15 protein-coding genes and 1 pseudogene are annotated in these 19,362 nt (G+C 70.4%); 8 read left to right on the top strand and 8 right to left on the bottom strand.

Annotated features, from left to right (window positions below; genetic code table 11):
- Nucleotides 1–31: 31 nt before the first annotated feature.
- The 5 genes from GSY65_RS17450 to GSY65_RS17430 form a co-directional block, all read right to left on the bottom strand.
- Nucleotides 32–1,462 carry an ATP-binding protein gene (locus GSY65_RS17450; RefSeq protein ID WP_055524389.1) on the bottom strand — a complete coding sequence of 477 codons (1,431 nt, stop codon included), beginning with the start codon at nt 1,460–1,462 and terminating at the stop codon, nt 32–34.
- Between the two features lie 78 nt (nt 1,463–1,540).
- Nucleotides 1,541–3,097, bottom strand: coding sequence for an SCO6880 family protein (locus GSY65_RS17445; protein WP_159769556.1), 1,557 nt, complete (start codon nt 3,095–3,097; stop codon nt 1,541–1,543).
- Nucleotides 3,094–4,407, bottom strand: coding sequence for a hypothetical protein (locus GSY65_RS17440; RefSeq protein WP_159769553.1), 1,314 nt, complete (start codon nt 4,405–4,407; stop codon nt 3,094–3,096). The genes GSY65_RS17445 and GSY65_RS17440 overlap by 4 nt, the downstream gene beginning before the upstream one ends.
- Nucleotides 4,397–5,260: a hypothetical protein gene (locus tag GSY65_RS17435; RefSeq protein ID WP_159769550.1), complete on the bottom strand. Its 864-nt coding sequence runs from the start codon at nt 5,258–5,260 to the stop codon at nt 4,397–4,399. The genes GSY65_RS17440 and GSY65_RS17435 overlap by 11 nt, the downstream gene beginning before the upstream one ends.
- Before the next feature lie 212 nt (nt 5,261–5,472).
- On the bottom strand, nt 5,473–5,781 hold the full coding sequence (locus GSY65_RS17430) for a hypothetical protein (protein WP_159769547.1): 309 nt from the start codon (nt 5,779–5,781) through the stop codon (nt 5,473–5,475).
- Between the two features lie 507 nt (nt 5,782–6,288).
- On the opposite strand from GSY65_RS17430, the gene GSY65_RS17425 reads away from it, so the two are divergent.
- Nucleotides 6,289–6,990, top strand: coding sequence for a hypothetical protein (locus GSY65_RS17425; RefSeq protein WP_159769544.1), 702 nt, complete (start codon nt 6,289–6,291; stop codon nt 6,988–6,990).
- A 62-nt stretch (nt 6,991–7,052) separates the two neighbouring features.
- Here GSY65_RS17425 and GSY65_RS17420 read toward each other — a convergent pair whose 3' ends face one another.
- On the bottom strand, nt 7,053–8,825 hold the full coding sequence (locus GSY65_RS17420; RefSeq protein ID WP_236579856.1) for an immunity 49 family protein: 1,773 nt from the start codon (nt 8,823–8,825) through the stop codon (nt 7,053–7,055).
- Between the two features lie 173 nt (nt 8,826–8,998).
- On the opposite strand from GSY65_RS17420, the gene GSY65_RS17415 reads away from it, so the two are divergent.
- Nucleotides 8,999–9,880: a S1 RNA-binding domain-containing protein gene (locus tag GSY65_RS17415; RefSeq protein ID WP_236579854.1), complete on the top strand. Its 882-nt coding sequence runs from the start codon at nt 8,999–9,001 to the stop codon at nt 9,878–9,880.
- A 368-nt stretch (nt 9,881–10,248) separates the two neighbouring features.
- Here the strand turns inward: GSY65_RS17415 and GSY65_RS17410 are convergent.
- Nucleotides 10,249–10,494: pseudogene (locus GSY65_RS17410) on the bottom strand (DUF397 domain-containing protein); the annotation flags it as partial.
- Between the two features lie 174 nt (nt 10,495–10,668).
- On the opposite strand from GSY65_RS17410, the gene GSY65_RS17405 reads away from it, so the two are divergent.
- The gene (locus GSY65_RS17405; protein WP_380969939.1) at nt 10,669–11,613 is read left to right on the top strand and encodes a C40 family peptidase; all 945 of its coding nucleotides are present in this window, start codon (nt 10,669–10,671) and stop codon (nt 11,611–11,613) included.
- A 223-nt stretch (nt 11,614–11,836) separates the two neighbouring features.
- On the top strand, nt 11,837–12,559 hold the full coding sequence (locus tag GSY65_RS17400; RefSeq protein WP_159769535.1) for a phosphatase PAP2 family protein: 723 nt from the start codon (nt 11,837–11,839) through the stop codon (nt 12,557–12,559).
- A 119-nt stretch (nt 12,560–12,678) separates the two neighbouring features.
- On the opposite strand, the gene GSY65_RS17395 is transcribed toward GSY65_RS17400, so the two are convergent.
- Nucleotides 12,679–14,247: an FAD-binding oxidoreductase gene (locus tag GSY65_RS17395; protein ID WP_159769532.1), complete on the bottom strand. Its 1,569-nt coding sequence runs from the start codon at nt 14,245–14,247 to the stop codon at nt 12,679–12,681.
- Between the two features lie 770 nt (nt 14,248–15,017).
- On the opposite strand from GSY65_RS17395, the gene pstS reads away from it, so the two are divergent.
- The 4 genes from pstS to pstB all read left to right on the top strand — a co-directional run bounded on the left by pstS (nt 15,018) and on the right by pstB (nt 19,223).
- Complete coding sequence (gene pstS, locus GSY65_RS17390; protein ID WP_159769529.1) at nt 15,018–16,145, top strand: phosphate ABC transporter substrate-binding protein PstS; 1,128 nt, start codon at nt 15,018–15,020, stop codon at nt 16,143–16,145.
- A gap of 137 nt (nt 16,146–16,282) precedes the next feature.
- A complete protein-coding gene (gene pstC / locus GSY65_RS17385; RefSeq protein ID WP_159769526.1) occupies nt 16,283–17,290 on the top strand; it encodes a phosphate ABC transporter permease subunit PstC in 1,008 nt (335 codons plus the stop codon).
- On the top strand, nt 17,287–18,342 hold the full coding sequence (pstA, locus tag GSY65_RS17380) for a phosphate ABC transporter permease PstA (protein ID WP_159769523.1): 1,056 nt from the start codon (nt 17,287–17,289) through the stop codon (nt 18,340–18,342). Before pstC ends, pstA begins: the two co-directional genes overlap by 4 nt.
- A 104-nt stretch (nt 18,343–18,446) precedes the next feature.
- The gene (gene pstB / locus GSY65_RS17375; RefSeq protein ID WP_159769520.1) at nt 18,447–19,223 is read left to right on the top strand and encodes a phosphate ABC transporter ATP-binding protein PstB; all 777 of its coding nucleotides are present in this window, start codon (nt 18,447–18,449) and stop codon (nt 19,221–19,223) included.
- Nucleotides 19,224–19,362 lie beyond the last annotated feature (139 nt).

Raw genomic sequence — 19,362 nt, 5'->3', positions numbered from 1 at the left:
GCCCGCCCGTACCGGCTCGTCCCTCGCTCGCTCAGGCCACCGTGGACTCGGAGGAGCCGTAGCCGTCGACGTCGCTCAGGTGCTCCACGAACGCGGCGGCCCGTTCCTCGGCCTCCAGTTCGGCGGCGCGCAGGGCGTCGTCGTCCAGGAGGTGGTCGTCTGAGGACTCGGTCATGGCGCGGTCGGTGAAGACGAGGGGGCGTTCCGTCTCGGTGATCAGGTGTTTGACGACCTGGACGTTGCCGTTGACGTCCCAGACCGCGATGCCCGGGGTGAGGGTCGGGATGATCTCCACCGCCCAGCGGGGGAGGCCCAGGACGCGGCCCGTGGCGCGTGCCTCGTCCGCCTTCTGGGCGTAGATCGTCCTCGTCGACGCCATCTTGAGGATGGCCGCTGCCTCCTTCGCCGCCGCTCCGTCGATGACGTCGGAGAGATGGTGGACGACCGCGACGAACGACAGACCGAGACGTCGGCCGAACTTCAGCAGGCGCTGGAAGAGCTGGGCCACGAACGGGCTGTTGATGATGTGCCAGGCCTCCTCGACCAGGAAGATGCGCTTCTTCCGGTCGGGGCGGATCCAGGTGTGCTCCAGCCAGACGCCGACGATCGCCATGAGGATCGGCATGGCGATGGAGTTGCGGTCGATGTGGGACAGGTCGAAGACGATGAGCGGGGCGTCGAGGTCGATGCCCACCGTCGTCGGGCCGTCGAACATGCCCCGCAGGTCGCCGTCGACCAGGCGGTCCAGGACCAGGGCCACGTCCAGGCCCCAGGCGCGCACGTCGTCTATGGCGACGTTCATCGCCTCCGCGGACTCCGGCTCGGGGTGGCGGAGCTGCTCGACGATGTCGGTGAGGACCGGCTGGCGTTCCACGATGGTCTCGTTGACGTAGGCGTGCGCGACCTTCAGGGCGAAGCCGGAACGCTCGTCCAGGCCGTGGCCCATCGCCACCTCGATGATCGTCCGGAGCAGCGCGAGCTGGCCCGTGGTGGTGATCGACGGGTCGAGAGGGTTGAGGCGGATCCCGTGGTCGAGGGCGGCCGTCGGGTCCAGGCGGATGGGAGTTATCCCCAGCTCCTGCGCGATGAGGTTCCACTCGCCGACGCCGTCCTCGCCCTGGGCGTCGAGGACGACGACCTGGCGGTCGCGGAAGCGCAGCTGGCGCAGGACGTACGTCTTCTCCAGGGCCGACTTGCCGTTGCCGGACTCGCCGAGGACGAGCCAGTGCGGGGCGGGCAGCTGCTGGCCGTACAGCTGGAAGGGGTCGTAGATGTAGCCCTTGCCGGAGTAGACCTCGCGGCCGATGATCACGCCCGAGTCGCCGAGGCCCGGTGCGGCGGTCGGGAGGTAGACCGCCTGGGCCTGGCCGGTGGACGTGCGCACGGGGAGGCGGGTCGTCTCGACCTTGCCGAAGAGGAAGGACGTGAAGGCGTCGGTGAGGACGGACAGCGGGTCCCGCATCAGTGACGTACCTCCTGTTCCGGTCCTCGCCCGGGTGGTGACCCCTGCTGGTCCGAGTGATCCCGCATCGCGGTGGCCCTACCTTCGGATTCCGGTGGCGAACGGGAGGGTGTTGACGAAGGCCCGGTGGTGCTCGCGGTCGCACCACTCCAGCTTCAGGTACGACTTTCCGGCGGAGGCCCTGATGGTCCGCTTGTCGCGGGCGAGGGACTCCGGTGAGCGGGACGAGACGGTGATGTAGCCGACGAGGTTGACGCCGGCGGCGCCGCTGGCCAGGTCCTCGCCGCGCTGGTCGAGGCGGGAGTGGGAGGCCACGTCGCGCGGGTCGACCGTGCGGTTCATCTTGGCGGCGCGGGAGGCCTCCGCCTCGTCGTTGGTCTTCTCCGTGAGCATGCGCTCGATGGCGACCTCGGTCGGCTCCAGGTCCATGGTGACGGCGACCGTGCGGATGACGTCGGGCGTGTGGACGAGGAGCGGCGCGAGGAAGTTCACGCCGACCGGGGTCATCGGCCACTCCTTCACCCAGGCCGTGGCGTGGCACCAGGGGGCGCGGGTGGAGGACTCGCGGGTCTTGGCCTGGAGGAAGTCCGGTTCCGTCGCGTCCAGTTCGGCCGGCCAGGCGTTGCGCTTGGTCATGGCCTGGATGTGGTCGATCGGGTGGTCCGGGTCGTACATGGAGTGGATGAGGGAGGAGAGGCGGCCCTGGCCGAGCGGCTGCCGGACGCGGATGTCGGCCTCCTGCAGGCGCGAGCAGATGTCCGTCAGCTCACGGGCCATGACGACGGCGAGGCCGGCGTCCTTGTCGAGCTTCCTGCCCTGGGGGCGGGCGGCACGGGCCATGGCGTGCGCCTCGGCGGCCAGCTCGCGGGTGTAGTGCATGCAGGCGACCAGGTACGCGCGGTGCTGCTCGCTGCTCGTGGACACCATGGACTGGAGCTGGTCGTACGACTGTCGCAGCCAGCCCGGGGAGCGTTCGTCGCCGCGCTGGGAGACGTCCTTGGCGTGGGCGTCCGGGTCGGCGGGCAGGGTGCGCGCGAGCATCTGGAGCCGGGTGACGAAGCCGTCGCCGTTGGCCACGTGCTTGAGGAGGGTGCCGAAGCGGTCGACGAGGGCTTCCTGGTCCTCGGAGTCGCGCAGGCCGACGCCCGGTCCCTCGATCTCGATGGCGGCGGTGACGGTCCTGCGGTCCGCGTGGAGCAGGACGGCGATCTCGTCGGGGCCGAACGGGGCGGCCAGCCAGGTGATGCGGCCGATGCCCGGCGGCGGGCCGACCTCGACCTCACGGCCGTCGAGGCTGGTGCCTGCCTCCATGGCGGCGGAGCGGTAGGTGGCGCCGCGGCGGACCGTCCGCTTGTAGCTGCGGTTGATCTCGAACCACTTGTAGAACGTGCGCCGCTTGTACGGCACGTAGACCGCGGCGAGCGCCAGCAGCGGGAAGCCCGTCAGCAGGGCGATGCGCGGCACGAGCACCGGGACGAGGAGACCGCACATCATGCCGAGGAACGCGCCCGCGATGATGAGCGCGATCTCGCCGGACTCGCGGTTCCGGCCGATGATCGCGTTCGGCCGGGCGCGGCCGATCAGATATGTACGGCGGGGCGTGACCGGATGGGACAGGTGGGACTCGGTCGTCAACGCCCTTCACCTCCCGTGCGGTTGCTGTTGCGGGTGTTACTGGCGTGGGGGGTGTTGGCGGGGCTCGTGCGGGGCGGGGGTGCGGCGGAGGGAACAGATCCGCCGCCGCCCGCGCGTGAGCTGTGGGCGGCCACGCCGCCGGAGACGGGGTTGGCGGGCCGGGGTCCGCCTCCGCCTCCGCTGTTGTTGTCGGCCCGGGAGCTGTGGGTCTTGATGCCCTGGGCGACGAGGGTGGCGGGGGAGCTGATGACGGCGGCGGCCTTGCCTTCGGCGCCGCTCATCAGGCGGTTGTTGCGGGAGTTGGCGATCTCGTCGCCGAAGCCGGGGACGAAGCGGTAGATCATCGCCGAGGCGAAGATGGCCAGGAGGATGATCGCGAGGCCGGAGACGACGGCGGAGAAGGCGTCGGGGCCGTCGTCGGAGGAGAGGGCGCCGGCGAGGCCGAGGACGATCACGATGACGGGCTTGATGAGGATGACCGCGATCATGATGCCGGCCCAGCGGCGGACGTGGCCCCACAGGTTCTTGTCGACCAGGCCGGCGTAGACGACGGTGCCGAGGAGGGCGCCGACGTAGAGCAGGGCGGCGCGGATGACCAGCTCCAGCCAGAGGACGCCCGCGGCGAGGATCGAGACGAGGGAGACGACGATGAGCATGATGGGCCCGCCGCCGATGTCCTCGCCCTTCTTGAGGGCTCCGGAGAACGTGCCGAAGAAGGTGTCCGTCTGGTCGCCGGTGGCCTTGGCGAGGACCTCGGTCACGCCGTCGGTCGCCGAGACGATCGTGTAGAGGATCAGGGGGGTGAAGGCGGAGGCCAGGACGGTGAGCCAGAGGAAGCCGACGGCTTCCGACAGGGCCGTGGTGAGGGGGACGCCGCGTACGGCCCGCTTGGCGACCGCGAGCAGCCACAGGACGAGCGTGAGGATCGTCGACGCGGCGAAGACGACGGCGTACTGCTGGAGGAACTTCGGGTTCGTGAAGTCGACGTTCGCGGTCTCGTTGACGGCGGCGGAGAGCTTGTCGACGGTCCAGGAGGCGGCGTCGGCGCAGCCTTGGGCGAGGGAGGAGAGGGGGTCGAGGGTGGAGGTGATCTTGTCGGGGACGGTGCTGGTGTCGCCCTTGTCGCCGGATTCTCGTTCGCAGTAGTCCTTGGCGGGGCCGGAGATCAGAGAGCAGGGGTCATTGCTCGACGAGGGGGAGGGCGAAGGGTCGGGGGCGGCGAAGGCGCGGGTCGCTAGAAGAATTGCGCTGACCTGGATGGCCGCCACAGCAGCGGTGAGCGTGACTGCGCGACGCGGGCTAGCGGGCATACGTGAACCCTCCGAACTCCTCGACCGCCTTGCCGATCTCGTCGGCTCCGGAGACGGGATCGTCTGCGTTGACGGGGGTCGGGCCGGTCTTCTGGCTGGTCTCCATGACCTTCCAGTCACCATCGGCCCACTTCAGTTTCAGGGTCACGGTGAACCAGCCGTTGGTCACCGGATTGGTGGTGTTCTCGCCGGTGAGCCCGAACAGGCTGTTGCACCAGACCTCGACTGTCGCGGCATCGGGGTTGTACGACGTTGCCTTGGCGCCCACCGGGAGGGTGCGGTTGACGAAGGTGCTCCCCGAGGGGGCGCTGCCGTCGTCGTTGAGGCCAAGTGTCTTCAAGAACGCGGCGGAGTAGTCGTCGTCGAATCCAGTCCGCAGGCGCTCCAAAGCATCCGGGGCAGCGATGGTTTCGATGATCTGGTGCCGTTTTGCACTGTTGAACATGCCGTCGGAGCCCAGCGCGGCAGTGTAGTTGGTCGCCGCGCTCTGCGCTCCCTGCGTGCTCTGCGCGTATCCCGTGGGGATTCCTGCGGTCTTCGACTTCACCGGTCGCTCGCCCGACGCCGCCGTAGGCGCGGCCTCCGCCTTGTCCCCGCCCGGTGTCCCGTCCGTCTGGTCGTCGTCTCCTCGGTTCGCGAAGGCGATGGCGGCGATGAGGAGGACGATGACGCCGACGATGGTGACGAGGCTTCTGGAGGAGGAGCGGGGGCGGCGGGGTGCGCCGCCGTAGGGGTCGGTGCCGCGGTCGGGGAGGCGGGTGCGGGTCTGGCCGGTGCCGGCGTACCCCCCGTACGTCCCGTCGTCGGTGCCGCGCGAGGACTCGCCGTAGCCGTGGTCGTCGCCCAGACTCATGCCGCGTTCGCCCCTTCAACTTCGACGCCGTACATGGACGCGTACGAAAACGCGTGGCCATACGACGGTAGCCGCGCTGGTTCCCGCGCGGGCGCGGTGTGGTGACTCGACATCAGGGAGACGCAACCTCAGCCGGTGGGCACGACGGACGGGTGGGGTAGTGGGGAACCGGGAAGCGGCGTGCCCGGCCGGGACGTGGCCGGGCCGCGGCGCTACACGGCCATGCCGTACACGATGGTGAAGAGCGTGCCCAGTGAACCGATGATGAAGACGCCGGTGAGACCGGCGATGATGAGGCCCTTGCCCTGTTCGGCGCTGAACGTGTCGCGCAGGGCGGTCGCGCCGATGCGCTGTTTGGCCGCGCCCCAGATGGCGATGCCCAGGCAGAGGAGGATGGCGATCGCCATCACCACCTCGATCATCACGCGTGCCTCGTTGCCCAGGCTGCCGAAAGGCCCCCAGTCCGGGGCGATTCCGCCGATGATGGTGGTGATGTCGCCCTTGTCGGCCGCAATGAACATGTAAGTCACCGCCCCTAGTGGGTAGTTCCGCTGGCTCTGCATCGCGTCCGGTCGGCGTCCGCGCTGCACCCCTGGCGCGGGTGCGCAGAGGTCGGGCCCATTCTCGCCGACAATGACGCTGTCGTATGTCGACTTGGCGTCATTGATTGGCGGGTTTCGTACGTATCCCTTGCTTCCGGCCCGCGCGGGACCCTAACGGGGGACGCGGAACGGTACACGAAGGGTCGTATGGTCACTCTGTGTATCACGGCATGTTACGCCGGGCAACGAGGTTAAATCGGAACCTGTGGTGTGGTCCCGTCGTTAGTCCCCTTTTTGCGGGTGGTTCGGCCTGGTGGGGCCGGTGGTGGTGAAGCGACACGTCCGGCCCCGCTTCTGACGGGGTGTCGGTTCGATGTTCGCCGGGTTTCGAGTGTGCCTGATGTGGACGTAAAGGGTGCGTCCGGGGCGCTGCCGGGACGCCCCAACGACACCTCGATCGCCGAGGCCCTCGGGGAACAGGCGGCCATGCGGCACGTCATCCCGCAGCGGTTCCCGGACGCCCAGTGGATCGACCTGCCGAAGACGTCCTACGGCGCGAACACGTTCGACCAGTTGTACCGGCTCGACGACGGCACGCTCGTGATAGCGGAGGCGAAGGCTCCGCAGGCGAGACCGATATGGCGCAAGGGGGCCGGTGAGGCCGACGGCTGGATGGTCCAGCAGGGCACCCGGCCGTACGTCGAGACGATCCTTTTCGAGATGGAGAAGAACTTCAAGCTCCCGGCGACGGACAGCGCGGGCAACCCGGTGCGGGACGCCTCAGGGAAGCCGGTGACCATCGGCGACATCGCGGACCTGATCGCCGAGGCCCTGGAGAGCGGCAAGCTGCGGTACGTGATGGTGAAGGCGGCGGAGAACCCGGGCACCTACGCTGGGGCGAAGCTGGAGCACTTCCAGATTGACCAAGAGGAGAGAACCAGTGGCCACGCGCATTCCCCGCCACGACGATCCTCCGGGTCTGGCCGGTCGGATCGACGCGGCGGCGGGTCTGGAGGCGCTGGCGGGTTCCGTGGCGAGGGCGTTGGGGCGTTGGGGCGTCTGGAGCAGTCGGACATGTCGCGTCGGCGCGCCCTGGACACGACACTGACCTTCGCGAAGGCGCGGTGCGAGGTGGATTCGAACGCCCCATCGAGGTCGAGTCGGAGTGCCTGCCGAAGGCCCTGCTGACCTTCGCGTGGCGGGGCGAGATCGTCACCTGACCTCCTCGTGCCGAAGAAGGCCCCCGGGTCTCAGAAAGGGCGGGCCGCCTTCAGGAGGCGGGGTGGGAGGTAGGGGGTGGTGATTCGGGTTGTCCAGCCTCGGCGGTGGGCGTGGCAGGTCAGGGCCAGGATGTCGAGGTTGAGGGCGGCGTCGGTGGTGTGGGCGCGGTCGGCGACGCGGTGGTGGTCGCGGTGGGCCTCCAGGGCGTCCAGCAGGGCCAGGTTGAAGCTCTCCTCGTCGCCCTCGACGAGCTGGGAGAAGAGGATCGCGGGTGGTGGGAAGAAGCCCCACTCCTTGGCCTTGTCGTGGTCGTGCAGGGCCCGTTCCGTGATGGGCTCGGGGTCCTCGCCCCGCAGGTAGGTGAGCAGGGCCTCGCGATAGGAGGCGAAGGCGGAGTCGTCCTGGGCGAGGCGGGCGGGACCGGCGAGGACGAGCGGGGCTAGGTGCTCGCGGACGCCGGTGATCAGGGCCAGGTCGACGGCGGTGTGCCAGGCGCCCGGTCCGGCCTGGTCCCCGTGGTAGGCCGGGTAGACCAGGCGCCGGCCGTCGATCGTCACCTCCACGCCCGTGCCGGGGGCGGCGAGTGTGGTGCGGAAGAGGGCGGCACCCATCTCGGCGGCGAGGTGCAGACGGGCGAGCTGTCCGTCGGTGACGTCGGCGGAGTGCGAGGCGCCGGCCCTGAAGAGGATCTCCTGGTAGCCGATGGCCCACGCCAGTTTCGCCGGTGACAGGGGCCTGCCGGCCACCGGGGTGAGGGCCTCGCGCGTGTACTGCTCGTAGTCGGCCTCGCTGGCGGGGTGGATCGGCTGCGGGTTCCCCGGCCGGTCGAACACGACCGGTCCTGCGGCCAGTTCGGCGACCGCGTCCCGGCGCCTGTCGCGGCCGAACCCCCGCACCCGCGGCCCGGGGGCCGCGAAGCCCGTGACCAGGGCGTGCGGCAGGTAGTCCGTGTCGAGGGGCGGCGGCCAGCCCTCCCGGCGGTGGGCGAGGGCCGCCAGGGCGAGGGGGAGGAGGGGCAGCAGGGTGGCGGGGCTGGTCACCGGGCCGGAGAGCGCGCTGTACGGCCGCAGCAGTTCGGTCAGATGGGTGCCGAAGGCGGAACGGTCGCCGCTGGTCAGGGCGTGCAGGGCGTGCAGGGCCGTGGTGTGGGGGTGCCGTAGGAGGCCCTGGGCGCCGCCGGTCATGTGGTCCAGGGAGTGGATCCGGGCGTACGCGGCGTCGAGCGCGGCGAGGACGTCCGCCCGGGAGGGCGGGTGGGCGGCGGAGTCGTCGCCGGTGTCGCCGATGACGTACGCCATGAAGCCGCTGATCAGTTCGACCGAGGGGAGGCCCGCGCCGCCTTCCTGTGCGGCCTCGCGGGCGAAGTGGAAGGCCTCGCCGTGCCATTCGGCCTTGTCGGAGAGGACGGCCAGGCAGAAGGAGTCGAGCCAGCGGTGCGGGGTGGTCGGGACCGGCGCCTCGGGGTGGCCCGGTTCGGGCTCGTAGTCCTGGCCGAAGTTCACGTAGGTGAGGAACACCTGGAAGCGGTGGTGCGGGTGGTACACGGTGTACGCGATCGCGCCGGCCGCCGCCTCGGTGGCGTCGTCGAGGACCGCCTTGGCCTCCGGGACGTCGAGGTCCGGGTTCTGCAGGGACAGGGCGGCCAGGTACTCCACCAGCCGGTCCGAGATCCACCACCACTCGTGGGCCGTCATGGCGCCGGCCCTCGACATCGACCAGACCTCTCCGACGATCCGGTTGTGGAAGTCCTCGCGAACCGCGGATATCGCCGCCGCGTCGACCTGGTGGCGTTCTCTGCGCACTGCTGTCCCGCTCCCCATGGAAGTGATCTTGCTCGCCAGCCTAGGCCGTACCGCGGCGCTTGAGGGAGGCTCGGCGGGTGGGGCGGGGCCCGGAGGGGCGCCCGAGGGAGCGGTTTCGGCCACCGGGCCGGGGCCGAGGGGAGAGAGGGCTGCGGACAGTGGGAGGGGCGCGGGTGGAGGACGGCGAGCGGGACGCGGTGCGGGCGTTCCTGGCGGGGGTGCGGGTCGGTGAGGTGCGCGGCGGGGTCGTCGCGGAGGTGACGTCGCGCGGCGCGGCCGTGGTCCTGGACGGTTTTCCGTCGCGTCCGGTGGGGGCGGTGGGGACGCTGGATCTGACGTGGGGGCCGCGGGCGGAGGTGGGCTTGGTGGTGGGGCAGCGGGTCATGGGGGAGGTGATCGGGGTCGATGCGGGCCGGGGCGAGGTGCGGATGTCGACGGCGGCCACCCGGCATCCCCTGCTGTGGCGGTTTCTGAGAGGGCTTCGGGCCGGGCGGGTGCTGAACGGCACGGTCGCCTCGATCGAGAGCTTCGGCGTGTTCGTGGCGCTGGACGAGGGGCCGGCGCACCCGATCCACCCCGGCGTCGGGTTCGTCACCTTCCCGGAGCTCTCCTGGCGGTACTTCGAGGACCCCTCGGACGTCGTACGGGTCGGGGAGCGGGTGTCCGGCGTGTTCCTGCAGTTCGACACCACCAACGGCGAGGCGCGGCTGTCCCTGCGGGCGTTGCTGCCGGACCCGTTCCAGGAGTTCGCCGACGTGGCCGTGGTGGGGCGGGTGCTGCGCGGGCGGGTCACCAAGGCGGTCCCGTTCGGGGTGTTCGTGGAGGTCGCCGACGGGGTCGAAGGGCTCGTCCGGTCGACCGGGACCGCGGTGGAGGGCCCGGCGGCTCCCGGGGACGCTGTGGCGCCGGGGGAAGGGCTGACGGTGGGGGAGGAGGTGGCGGTGGCCGTCGTCGGGGTCGACCGGGCGCGGCGGACGCTCCTGCTGTCCCTCGTGCGGGCACCGGGCGAGCCGGGTGAGGCACCCGGTACCGGGCGCCCGCCTGCTCGGTGGTGACGAGGCGTTCGCCCCCGGCGGTCACCAGCCGCTCCGGCTCGGCCTCCGAGAGGACGTCGGGGAGGGCGAGCTGTTCGACGACCAGCCAGTTCGGCCTGACCAAGCGGAGTTTGACCGCCGTCGCCCCGACGAGGGCGGCGCGGCGGCCGTCGTTCCGTCCCACCCTTCACACCACTTCATGAGTGGTGCTACGCGCGCGGCGCCTCGGGCAGGTGCTGCGGGAGGGGTGAGCCGCGTCCCCGGCCACGCGGAGCGCCTGGCGGCACCTAGCCGACCGTGTCCGGTGCCCCGACCGTGTCCGGTGCCCCGACCGTGTCCGGTGCCCCGGCCGTCCCCGGTGCCCCGGCCGTCCCCGGGGTCGGCTCGAAACCCTCCACGCCCGCCACGAAAGGGTCGAACTCCCCTGCCTGGAAGCCCAGGACGAACGCGTCCCACTTGCGGCGGTTGGTGGTGACGACGACGTCGGGGGCGCTGGTCTCGCGGATGTAGACCGGGGCCTCCGGGCCGTCCTCGCCGTCCCCTTCGCCGAACGCCAGCTCGAACCAGGGGCCGGGGCCGGTGGCGTCCTCGGGCGCCGCGCGGATCCAGTCGAGATCCGGTGGGATGTCGGACATGACGGGTTCTCCTTGTGGACGAAGGGGACGGAGTGCCGTGAGTGATCATTCCTAAGAAGGAGGGCCGCCTCTACACTTACCGTCGGCGGACTCGCGTGCGGTGAGGGGCGGTTGACGGTGCGTAAGGCATGGATCGTGGCGATCTCCGCTGTCGGCGCCGGACTCGCCTTCGTCATGCTGCTGGTCGTCGGTGTCTATCTGGTCGCCGGGAACCTCGCCAACGGGGTCGGCGGGAAGGCCGTCGGGCTGGCCAAGGGCGCCGTCCCCGCGGCGTACCAGGCGCTGGTGCAGAAATGGGGCAATCTGTGCGACGCCATCAATCCGGCGTTGCTGGCGGCCCAGCTGTACCAGGAGAGCGGGTTCAACCCGAAGGCGCAGAGCCCCGCAGCGGCCCAGGGGATCGCGCAGTTCATTCCGGGGACGTGGGCGACGCACGGGCTGGACGGTGACGGCGACGGCGACCGTGACGTCTGGGACCCGAATGACGCGATTCCATCGGCCGCCTCGTACGACTGCAAGCTCGCCTCGTACGTGAAGGACGTACCCGGTGACCCGACCGCGAACATGCTCGCTTCCTACAACGCGGGTGCGTACGCCGTCATCAAGTACGGCGGCGTCCCGCCGTACAAGGAGACCCAGAACTACGTCAAGACGATCACCACGCTGTCGGAGAGCTTCGCCGCGCCCACGAGCCGCGTCGACCCGAGCGAGCAGGCGGCGGGCGCCATCGCCTACGCCCAGAAGAAGCTCGGCACGCTCTACCTCTGGGGCGGCAACGGCACCGCTGACCAGGGCGGACGCTTCGACTGCTCGGGGCTGACGAAGGCGGCGTACGCGAGTGTGGGGATCACGCTGCCCCGCGTCGCGAACGATCAGTACAACGCCGGGCCGCACCCCTCGCGGGGCGAGCTGCTGCCCGGCGATCTCGTCTTCTTCTCCGACGACCTCACCAACTCCCGCGCCATTCGGCACGTCGGGATCTATGTGGGGGGTGGATATATGATCAACGCCCCGCGGCCGGGCGCGGTCATCCGGTTCGACCCGATTGACACCCCCGACTACTTCGGGGCCACCCGGGTCACCGAAGATGGCGCGAAAGCGCTGCCCAAGACCGTCTGACGGGTGCGTAATTCTCTGTGAACCCCCGCCCTGAGCTGCGGCGACGCGTCTCTCTTCGATAACGTCTGCGTGATCATTCAGTGGAGGGGGGAACGCAGGGGAGAGATGTGTGCGTTCCTATGTGACGTAGCGCGTTGACGCCTACGTACACCACGGGGGTGGCAACAGCGCGGCGCACGTACGGGTGCGGTCGCGAGAACGATGACGAAAGGGCCGCAGCACGATGGCTGGACTCGCCGCGCATGCCGCACTTGCCGCTGATTCCGGATCCAATCCCGACGTCGAGCTGCTCTACGACATCAACGGCCTGGCCAAGGCCGCCCCGACGTGGCTCGACCGGGTCATGGAGTTCGTCGGCGAGTACGGCCTGCTGTTCGCCATGGTGCTGCTGATCCTGTGGTGCTGGTGGGGCGTGCGCAAGCGCGGCGGCGAGGACGCGGCCTCGTCCGTGGCCGCGCTGGTGTGGGCACCGCTGGCCGCCGGTGTCGCCGTACTGATCAACGTGCCGATCCGCGGCTTCGTCGAGCGGCCCCGGCCCTTCCTCGACCATGAAGGGCTGGAGGTGCTCGTCTCCGGCAAGACCGACTACTCCTTCGTGAGCGATCACGCGACCCTGATCATGGCGATGGCGGTCGGACTCTTCGTCGCCAACCGGAAGTTCGGCCTGATCGGCCTCGTCATCGGCATCCTCGGCGGCTTCATCCGGGTCTACATGGGAGTGCACTACCCGACCGACGTGATCGGCGGCTTCGCGCTCGGCACCGCCGTCGCCCTGCTGCTCTCGCCGCTCGCCATGGCGCTGCTGACGCCGGTGATGAAGGCGATCGAACGGTCGCCCCGCGTGGGGTGGCTCGTCCGGGCGCGCGGGCGTGACGGACGGCGCGCGGTGATCCCCGGTGCGCGGGTCGAGGCGTCCTCCGCCGAGGAGCGGGACCTGGCGGCGTAGCCGCGACGGCCCGGCAGGACATGTGAACGGCCCCCTCACCGAGTGCTGGTGAGGGGGCCGTCGTCATGACCGGGTGTCCCGCCGCGGCGTGAGCGTCTCGCCGCAGCCGTGGGAGGGCGCTACAGCGCCTGCGGGAAGGTGAAGAAGCGCTTCGGGTCGTACTTCTTCTTCAGCGTGGTCAGCCGGCCGGCCGCGTCCCCGTAGTACGCCTTCCTCCAGTCCGTGAGCGTGGGGTCGGTGTAGTTCTGGTAGGCGGCGCCGGAGGCGTGGCGGGACATCGACCTGTGGGCGCCGTCGAGCCAGGACTGGGCGGCCGTGCCGGAGGTGCCGGGCTTCCAGGAGGCGAGGTACTGGGCCAGCATCCGCGAGCGGCGGTGGACGAAGGCGGTCGCCGTCGGCGAGACGCGGTTCACCTGGCCGCCGAGTGCCGTGAGGGCGATGCTGCCGGCGCCGCCCTGCACACCGGTGATCCGGGTCAGCAGGGTCTGGATGCCGGCCGGGGAGATCGAGCGGTCGAAGAAGTCCGAGCGTGCTGCGTACGTCTCGCGGCCCAGCCTGCCGCTGGGCGAGCGGCCGGGCGTCGTGCCGGGCAGATGGCACTGGGCGTCCTCGGCGAAGGACCCGCAGCCCGCGTAGCCCTCCATGGCGTCCTCGTACGTACGGCGCTTGAGGGAGACGCTGCGGGCCGGGGCGCCCACCCGGTCGGCGAGCCGGTCCACGGCGTTCTGGAGCTCGCCGTAGGTGCCGAGGGAGAAGGCGGCGACGGAGACGGTCGGGGTGCCGTCGGCCGACTTCGCGAGGTGGCAGGACGACCAGATCTCGTCGGCCTGGGTGGGCCCCCACTCCTGCCACGCCTTCAGGACCGCGGCCGCCCTGGACCACGGCCAGGTCAGGTACGCGGTGACGCCGGGAGGGGCCGCGTGGGTCCTGAACCGGAGTTCGGTGACCACGCCGAAGTTGCCGTTGCCCGCGCCGCGCAGCGCCCAGAAGAGGTCCTGGTGGCTGCTGGCGCTCGCCACCAGCTGCTTGCCGTCCGCGGTGATGAGCGTGGCCTGGGTGAGGCTGTCGCAGGTCAGGCCGTAGGCGCGGGACGTCACGCCGTGGCCGCCGCCGAGGGTGAGGCCGGAGACGCCGACGGTGGGGCAGGAGCCGGCGGGGATGGTGACGCGCTTGGCGGCGAGCGCGCGGTAGACGTCGATGAGCTTCGCACCGGCGCCGATCACGGCCTCGCCGCCGGAGGCCCGGACCTTGTTGAGCTTGGAGACGTCGACGATCAGCCGGCCGTTGCCGGAGGACCAGCCGGCGTAGGAGTGCCCGCCGTTGCGTATCGCGACCTTGAGGTCGTGGGCGCGGGCGTAGGCGAGGGTCGTGCGGATGTCGTCGGGGTGGGCGACATAGGCGACGGCGGTGGGCTTCAGGGTGTCGAAGCGGGTGTTGTAGAGCTGGCGGGCCGTCGTCCACGCCTTGTCACCGGGGCGGACGAGCGGCCCGTCGAGGTCGCGGGCGAGGGCGGCCCAGTTGGCCGCGCCGGGCTTCCGGCCCGCGCCGTGGGCCGTCGTGGTGGTCGTGCGGAGGGAGGCGTCCGTGGCCGTGGCCGAGGCGTCGGGTCCGCCGCCGGAGTCGCAGGCCGAGGTGGCCAGTGCGGTGAGTGCGGCCGCACCGCCGCCGATGAACGTACGCCGTTCCATGTGCGCCTCCCGGTGCGCCGCGATCTGGGGTCGTGAGACGAGACGGCAGTCGGTGGGGGTGGGGTTCCCCTCCGCCGCCCGTGTCGTCGGGTGCCCGCGGCTTCGGGGCGCCCGCCGGCTCGGGTACCCACCGGCGCGGGGGTGATCGGGCCCGCTCTCGGGCTCGGCTGCCCGACGCCGTCGCGCGCGCACGGGTCCGTGCGGGTCCTACATTCGCCGTCGTCGTCGCGTTCGCCGCCGGATACGGTCCACGCGGGTCCACAGCGGTTCCTCACGCGGGGTCGCACCGGCTTTCGCGCGGGTCCGCACTGACTCTTCGCGCGGGCCCGCGCCGGCCCCTCGCACGCGCCTCCGCGCCTCCGCGCCCCGTGTCCGGGCCAGGTGGACGTGTCGGGTATGAGTGGAGTTTCCTTTTCTTGGGGATTAGTGACCCCGGTAACTGCAGATGTGCTGGTCGGTTCTGGAGTGGAGGGTTGCGGTGCGAGGGGCTGTTGGGTCCAGAGGGAGGCGGGCGCCGTAAGCATTCCGTTACCTCACCGCACTGTCGGCAGGGGTTCACTCGCCGTTCACTTCCGTCCATCGGCGGCTTCACCTGATCTGCCTAATTTCGGCCTTACCCGGTGCGGGATGTGGGCCGAGAACGCGGCCCCGCCTCCCGTGACGACAGCAGCCTGAGGGACGACGGTGCCCTGCAAGAGCACTCCTGAGGCTGATACGACGACTTCGCACGCCGCCATGTGGACGGCGGCTCCTGGAAGGAACCCCCGAAAGTGAAGCTTCAGCGCAAGAACCGGCTGCGCGCCCTTTCTCTCGGTGCTGTCGCCGTCACCGGCGCCCTGACCCTGACGGCTTGTGGGTCGGACGACACGGGCGGCAGCACCACGGGCGACAGCACGGCGTCGGCCAACAGCAAGATCGACTGCGGCGACGCCAAGGGCCAGCTGCTGGCTGACGGCTCCTCCGCGCAGAAGAACGCCATCGACGCCTGGGTCAAGCAGTACACGGCCTCCTGCAAGAGCGTCCAGATCAACTACAAGGGAGGCGGCTCGGGCGCGGGTATCACCGCGTTCACCCAGGGCCAGGTCGCCTTCGCCGGTTCCGACTCCGCGCTGAAGCCGGAAGAGGTCGCCGCCTCCAAGGAGGTCTGCAAGGGCGGTCAGGGCATCGACCTGCCGATGGTCGGCGGCCCGATCGCGGTCGGCTACAACGTTCCGGGCGTCGACAGCCTGGTCCTGGACGCCAAGACCCTCGCCCTGATCTTCGACAGCAAGATCACCAACTGGAACGACAAGGCCATCAAGGCGCTGAACCCCGACGCCAAGCTGCCCGACCTCAAGATCCAGCCGTACCACCGCTCGGACGAGTCCGGCACCACCGACAACTTCACCAAGTACCTGATCGCCGCCGCTCCCGACCAGTGGAAGTACGAGGGCGGCAAGGCCTGGCAGGCCAAGGGCGGCCAGTCCGCGCAGGGCTCCTCCGGTGTCGCGCAGGGCGTGAAGAGCACCGAGGGCGCGATCTCCTACATGGAGCTGTCCTACGCCAAGGACGGCATGACCACGGTCGACATCAAGACCGGCGCTCCGGACCCGGTCAAGGCGACCGTCGAGAACGCCACCAAGGCCATCTCCGAGGCCCAGGTCGTGGGCACCGGCAAGGACCTCGCGCTGAAGCTGAACTACACGCCGACCGCCGAGGGCGCCTACCCGCTCACCCTCGTCACCTACGAGATCGTCTGTGACAAGGGCAACAAGGCGGACACCCTGCCCGCCACCAAGTCCTTCCTCACCTACATCGCCTCCGAGGACGGTCAGGGCCTGCTCGCCGACGCCGGCTACGCCCCGATGCCCGAGGAGATCATCACCAAGGTCCGCAGCACCATCTCGGGCCTGAGCTGACCTGAGTGCGGCCCAGCCCCGACCGGGTCTGGGCCGCACCGTCCGGTGCACCGCCGCCAGGAGCCGCCCGCCACCGCGGACGGCTCCGCCCCGAGCCGCCGTCCGCACGACGACGGCTCCGCAGACCGGAGAACCTGATGGACATATCCACGACCAAAGACACTCCACTCCCCTCCACACCGCCGCCCCCCGCCGCGGAGGAGAAGCGCGCCGCCCGCGGCGCCACCCGCCCCGGCGACCGGATCTTCCTCGGCCTCTCCCGCGGCTCCGGCATCTTCCTGCTGGTGATCATGGCGGCCATCGCCGTGTTCCTCAGCTACCGCGCCGTGCTCGCGATCAGCCAGGACGAGGGCAACTTCTTCACCACCTTCGAGTGGAACCCCACCGGCAACCCCCCGGTCTTCGGCATCGCCGTGCTGGCCTTCGGCACCATCGTGTCGTCGGTCATCGCGATGGCCATCGCGGTCCCGGTCGCCGTCGGCATCGCGCTGTTCATCACGCACTACGCCCCCCGCAAGCTGGGCGGCCCCATCGCGTACGTGGTCGACCTGCTCGCCGCCGTGCCGTCCATCGTGTACGGCCTCTGGGGCGCCCTCGTGCTCGTCCCGCAGCTCGACGGCCTCTACGGCTGGCTGAACGACTACCTCGGCTGGACCGGTGTCTTCGAGTGGCAGGGCGGCGCCCCCCGTTCGATGCTCACCGTCGGCATCCTGCTCGCGATCATGATCCTGCCGATCATCACCAACGTGAGCCGTGAGGTCTTCCGCCAGGTCCCGCGGATGCACGAGGAGGCCGCGCTCGCCCTCGGCGCCACCCGCTGGGAGGTCATCCGCATGGCCGTCCTGCCCTTCGGGCGCTCCGGTGTGATCTCCGCCTCGATGCTCGGCCTCGGCCGCGCCCTCGGCGAGACGATGGCCGTCGCGATGGTCCTGTCCTCCAGCTTCGAGATCAACCTCAGTCTGCTCGACCCGGGCGGCGGCACCTTCGCCCAGAACATCGCCAGCAAGTTCAGCGAGGCCACCGAGATGGGCCGGGACGCGCTCATCGCCTCCGGTCTGGTCCTGTTCGTCATCACCCTGCTGGTCAACGGCGCGGCCCGGCTGATCATCGCCCGCCGCAAGGAGTTCTCGGGGGCCAACGCATGAGCAACGCAACTCTCTCCGACCGGCGCCCCAGCTCCCTGCGCGCCGCGTCCCTGCCCAAGTGGTTCTCCTGGGCGGTCGCCGCCGCCTCCGTCGCCCTCGGTCTCGGTGTTTCCGCCGCGCTGGGCCTGGAGAGCTCCATCCAGTGGGCCCTGATCGCCGGGGTCCTCTTCGTCGCCGGGACGTTCGGCATCGCCGCCCGCGTCGAGGGCAAGCGGCAGGCCAAGGACCGGGTCGCGACCAGCGTCGTCTGGGTCGCCTTCCTCCTCGCCGTCACGCCGCTGGCCTCCCTCGTCTGGGAGACCGTCCGCCGCGGTGTGAAGGTCCTCGACACCTACTTCCTCACGCACTCGATGGGCGTGGTCTCCGACACCGAGCCGGGCGGCGGCATCTACCACGCCATCCTCGGCACCCTGGAGCAGGTCGGCCTCGCCACCCTGATCTCCGTGCCGATCGGTGTGCTGACCGCGATCTACCTGGTCGAGTACGGCCGCGGCAGGCTCGCCAAGGCCGTCACCTTCTTCGTCGACGTCATGACGGGTGTCCCGTCGATCGTCGCGGGCCTGTTCATCCTCAGTACCTGGATCCTGATCCTGGACATGGGCCCCTCCGGCTTCGCCGGCGCGATGGCGCTGACCATCCTGATGCTGCCGGTCGTCGTCCGCTCCACCGAGGAGATGCTCAAGCTCGTCCCGAACGAGCTGCGCGAGGCCTCGCTGGCGCTGGGCGTGCCGAAGTGGCGCACGATCCTCAAGGTGGTGCTCCCGACCGCGATCGGCGGCATCACCACCGGTGTGATGCTGGCGGTCGCCCGTATCGCCGGTGAGACCGCCCCGGTCCTGCTGCTGGTGTGGGGTTCGAACTTCATCAACGCGAACCCGTTCTCCGACCCGCAGGCGTCGCTGCCGATGTACATCTACCTCCAGTACGCCAACAGCGGCGGCTCCGGAGCGGCGTACGACCGGGCGTGGGCGGCGGCCCTGACGCTCATCGCCTTCATCATGATCCTGAACCTGGCGGCCCGCGGCATCGCCCGCTGGAAGGCCCCCCGATGACGAGCGCGCGGCTCCGCCGCGTCGACGGTCGCTGACGCGGCCACCCAGCGACCAGATCCCAGCGAATTCCCCGCGAATTCCCCGCGAAAGAAGCAGTGATTCACATGGCCAAGCGAATCGACGTCAGCGGCCTCAACGCCTATTACGGCTCCTTCCGGGCCATCGAGGACATCTCGATGACCGTCGAGCCGCGCACCGTGACGGCCTTCATCGGCCCCTCCGGCTGCGGCAAGTCCACCTTCCTGCGCACCCTGAACCGGATGCACGAGGTCACGCCGGGTGGCCGTGTCGAGGGCAAGGTCATGCTCGACGACGAGGACCTGTACGGCGCCGGGGTCGACCCGGTGTCGGTGCGGCGTGAGGTCGGCATGGTCTTCCAGCGCCCCAATCCGTTCCCGACGATGTCGATCTACGACAACGTGGCGGCCGGCCTGAAGCTCGTCGGCACCAAGAAGAAGTCCGAGATGGACGACGTCGTCGAGAAGTCCCTCAGGGGCGCCAACCTCTGGAACGAGGTCAAGGACCGCCTGGGCAAGCCGGGCTCCGGCCTCTCCGGCGGTCAGCAGCAGCGGCTCTGCATCGCCCGCGCGATCGCGGTCGAGCCGAAGGTGCTGCTCATGGACGAGCCCTGCTCGGCCCTGGACCCGATCTCCACGCTCGCCATCGAGGACCTCATCGGTGAGCTGAAGGAACGGTTCACGATCGTCATCGTGACGCACAACATGCAGCAGGCGGCGCGGGTCTCGGACCGCACGGCGTTCTTCAACCTGGCGGCCGTCGGGCAGCCGGGCAAGCTGATCGAGGTCGACGACACCGAGCGGATCTTCTCCAACCCGTCGGTGCAGGCCACGGAGGACTACATCTCCGGCCGCTTCGGCTAGGCCGGCGTCCGGGCCGGGCCGGGCCGGAGCCGCCGTCCCGGCCCGGCCCCCAGGACCCCTCGTGGCGCTGCATGGCGGTGCCGCCACGAGGTAGGTAAAGGGCCCGTCCCCCGGCTCCCGGGGGACGGGCCCGCGCCCT

It is taken from the genome of Streptomyces sp. HM190, from assembly GCF_009857135.1.
Taxonomy (GTDB): Bacteria; Actinomycetota; Actinomycetes; order Streptomycetales; family Streptomycetaceae; genus Streptomyces; species Streptomyces heilongjiangensis.
The sequence above is the reverse complement of the archived record's forward strand: the minus strand, read 5'-3'. Positions and strand labels throughout refer to the sequence as shown.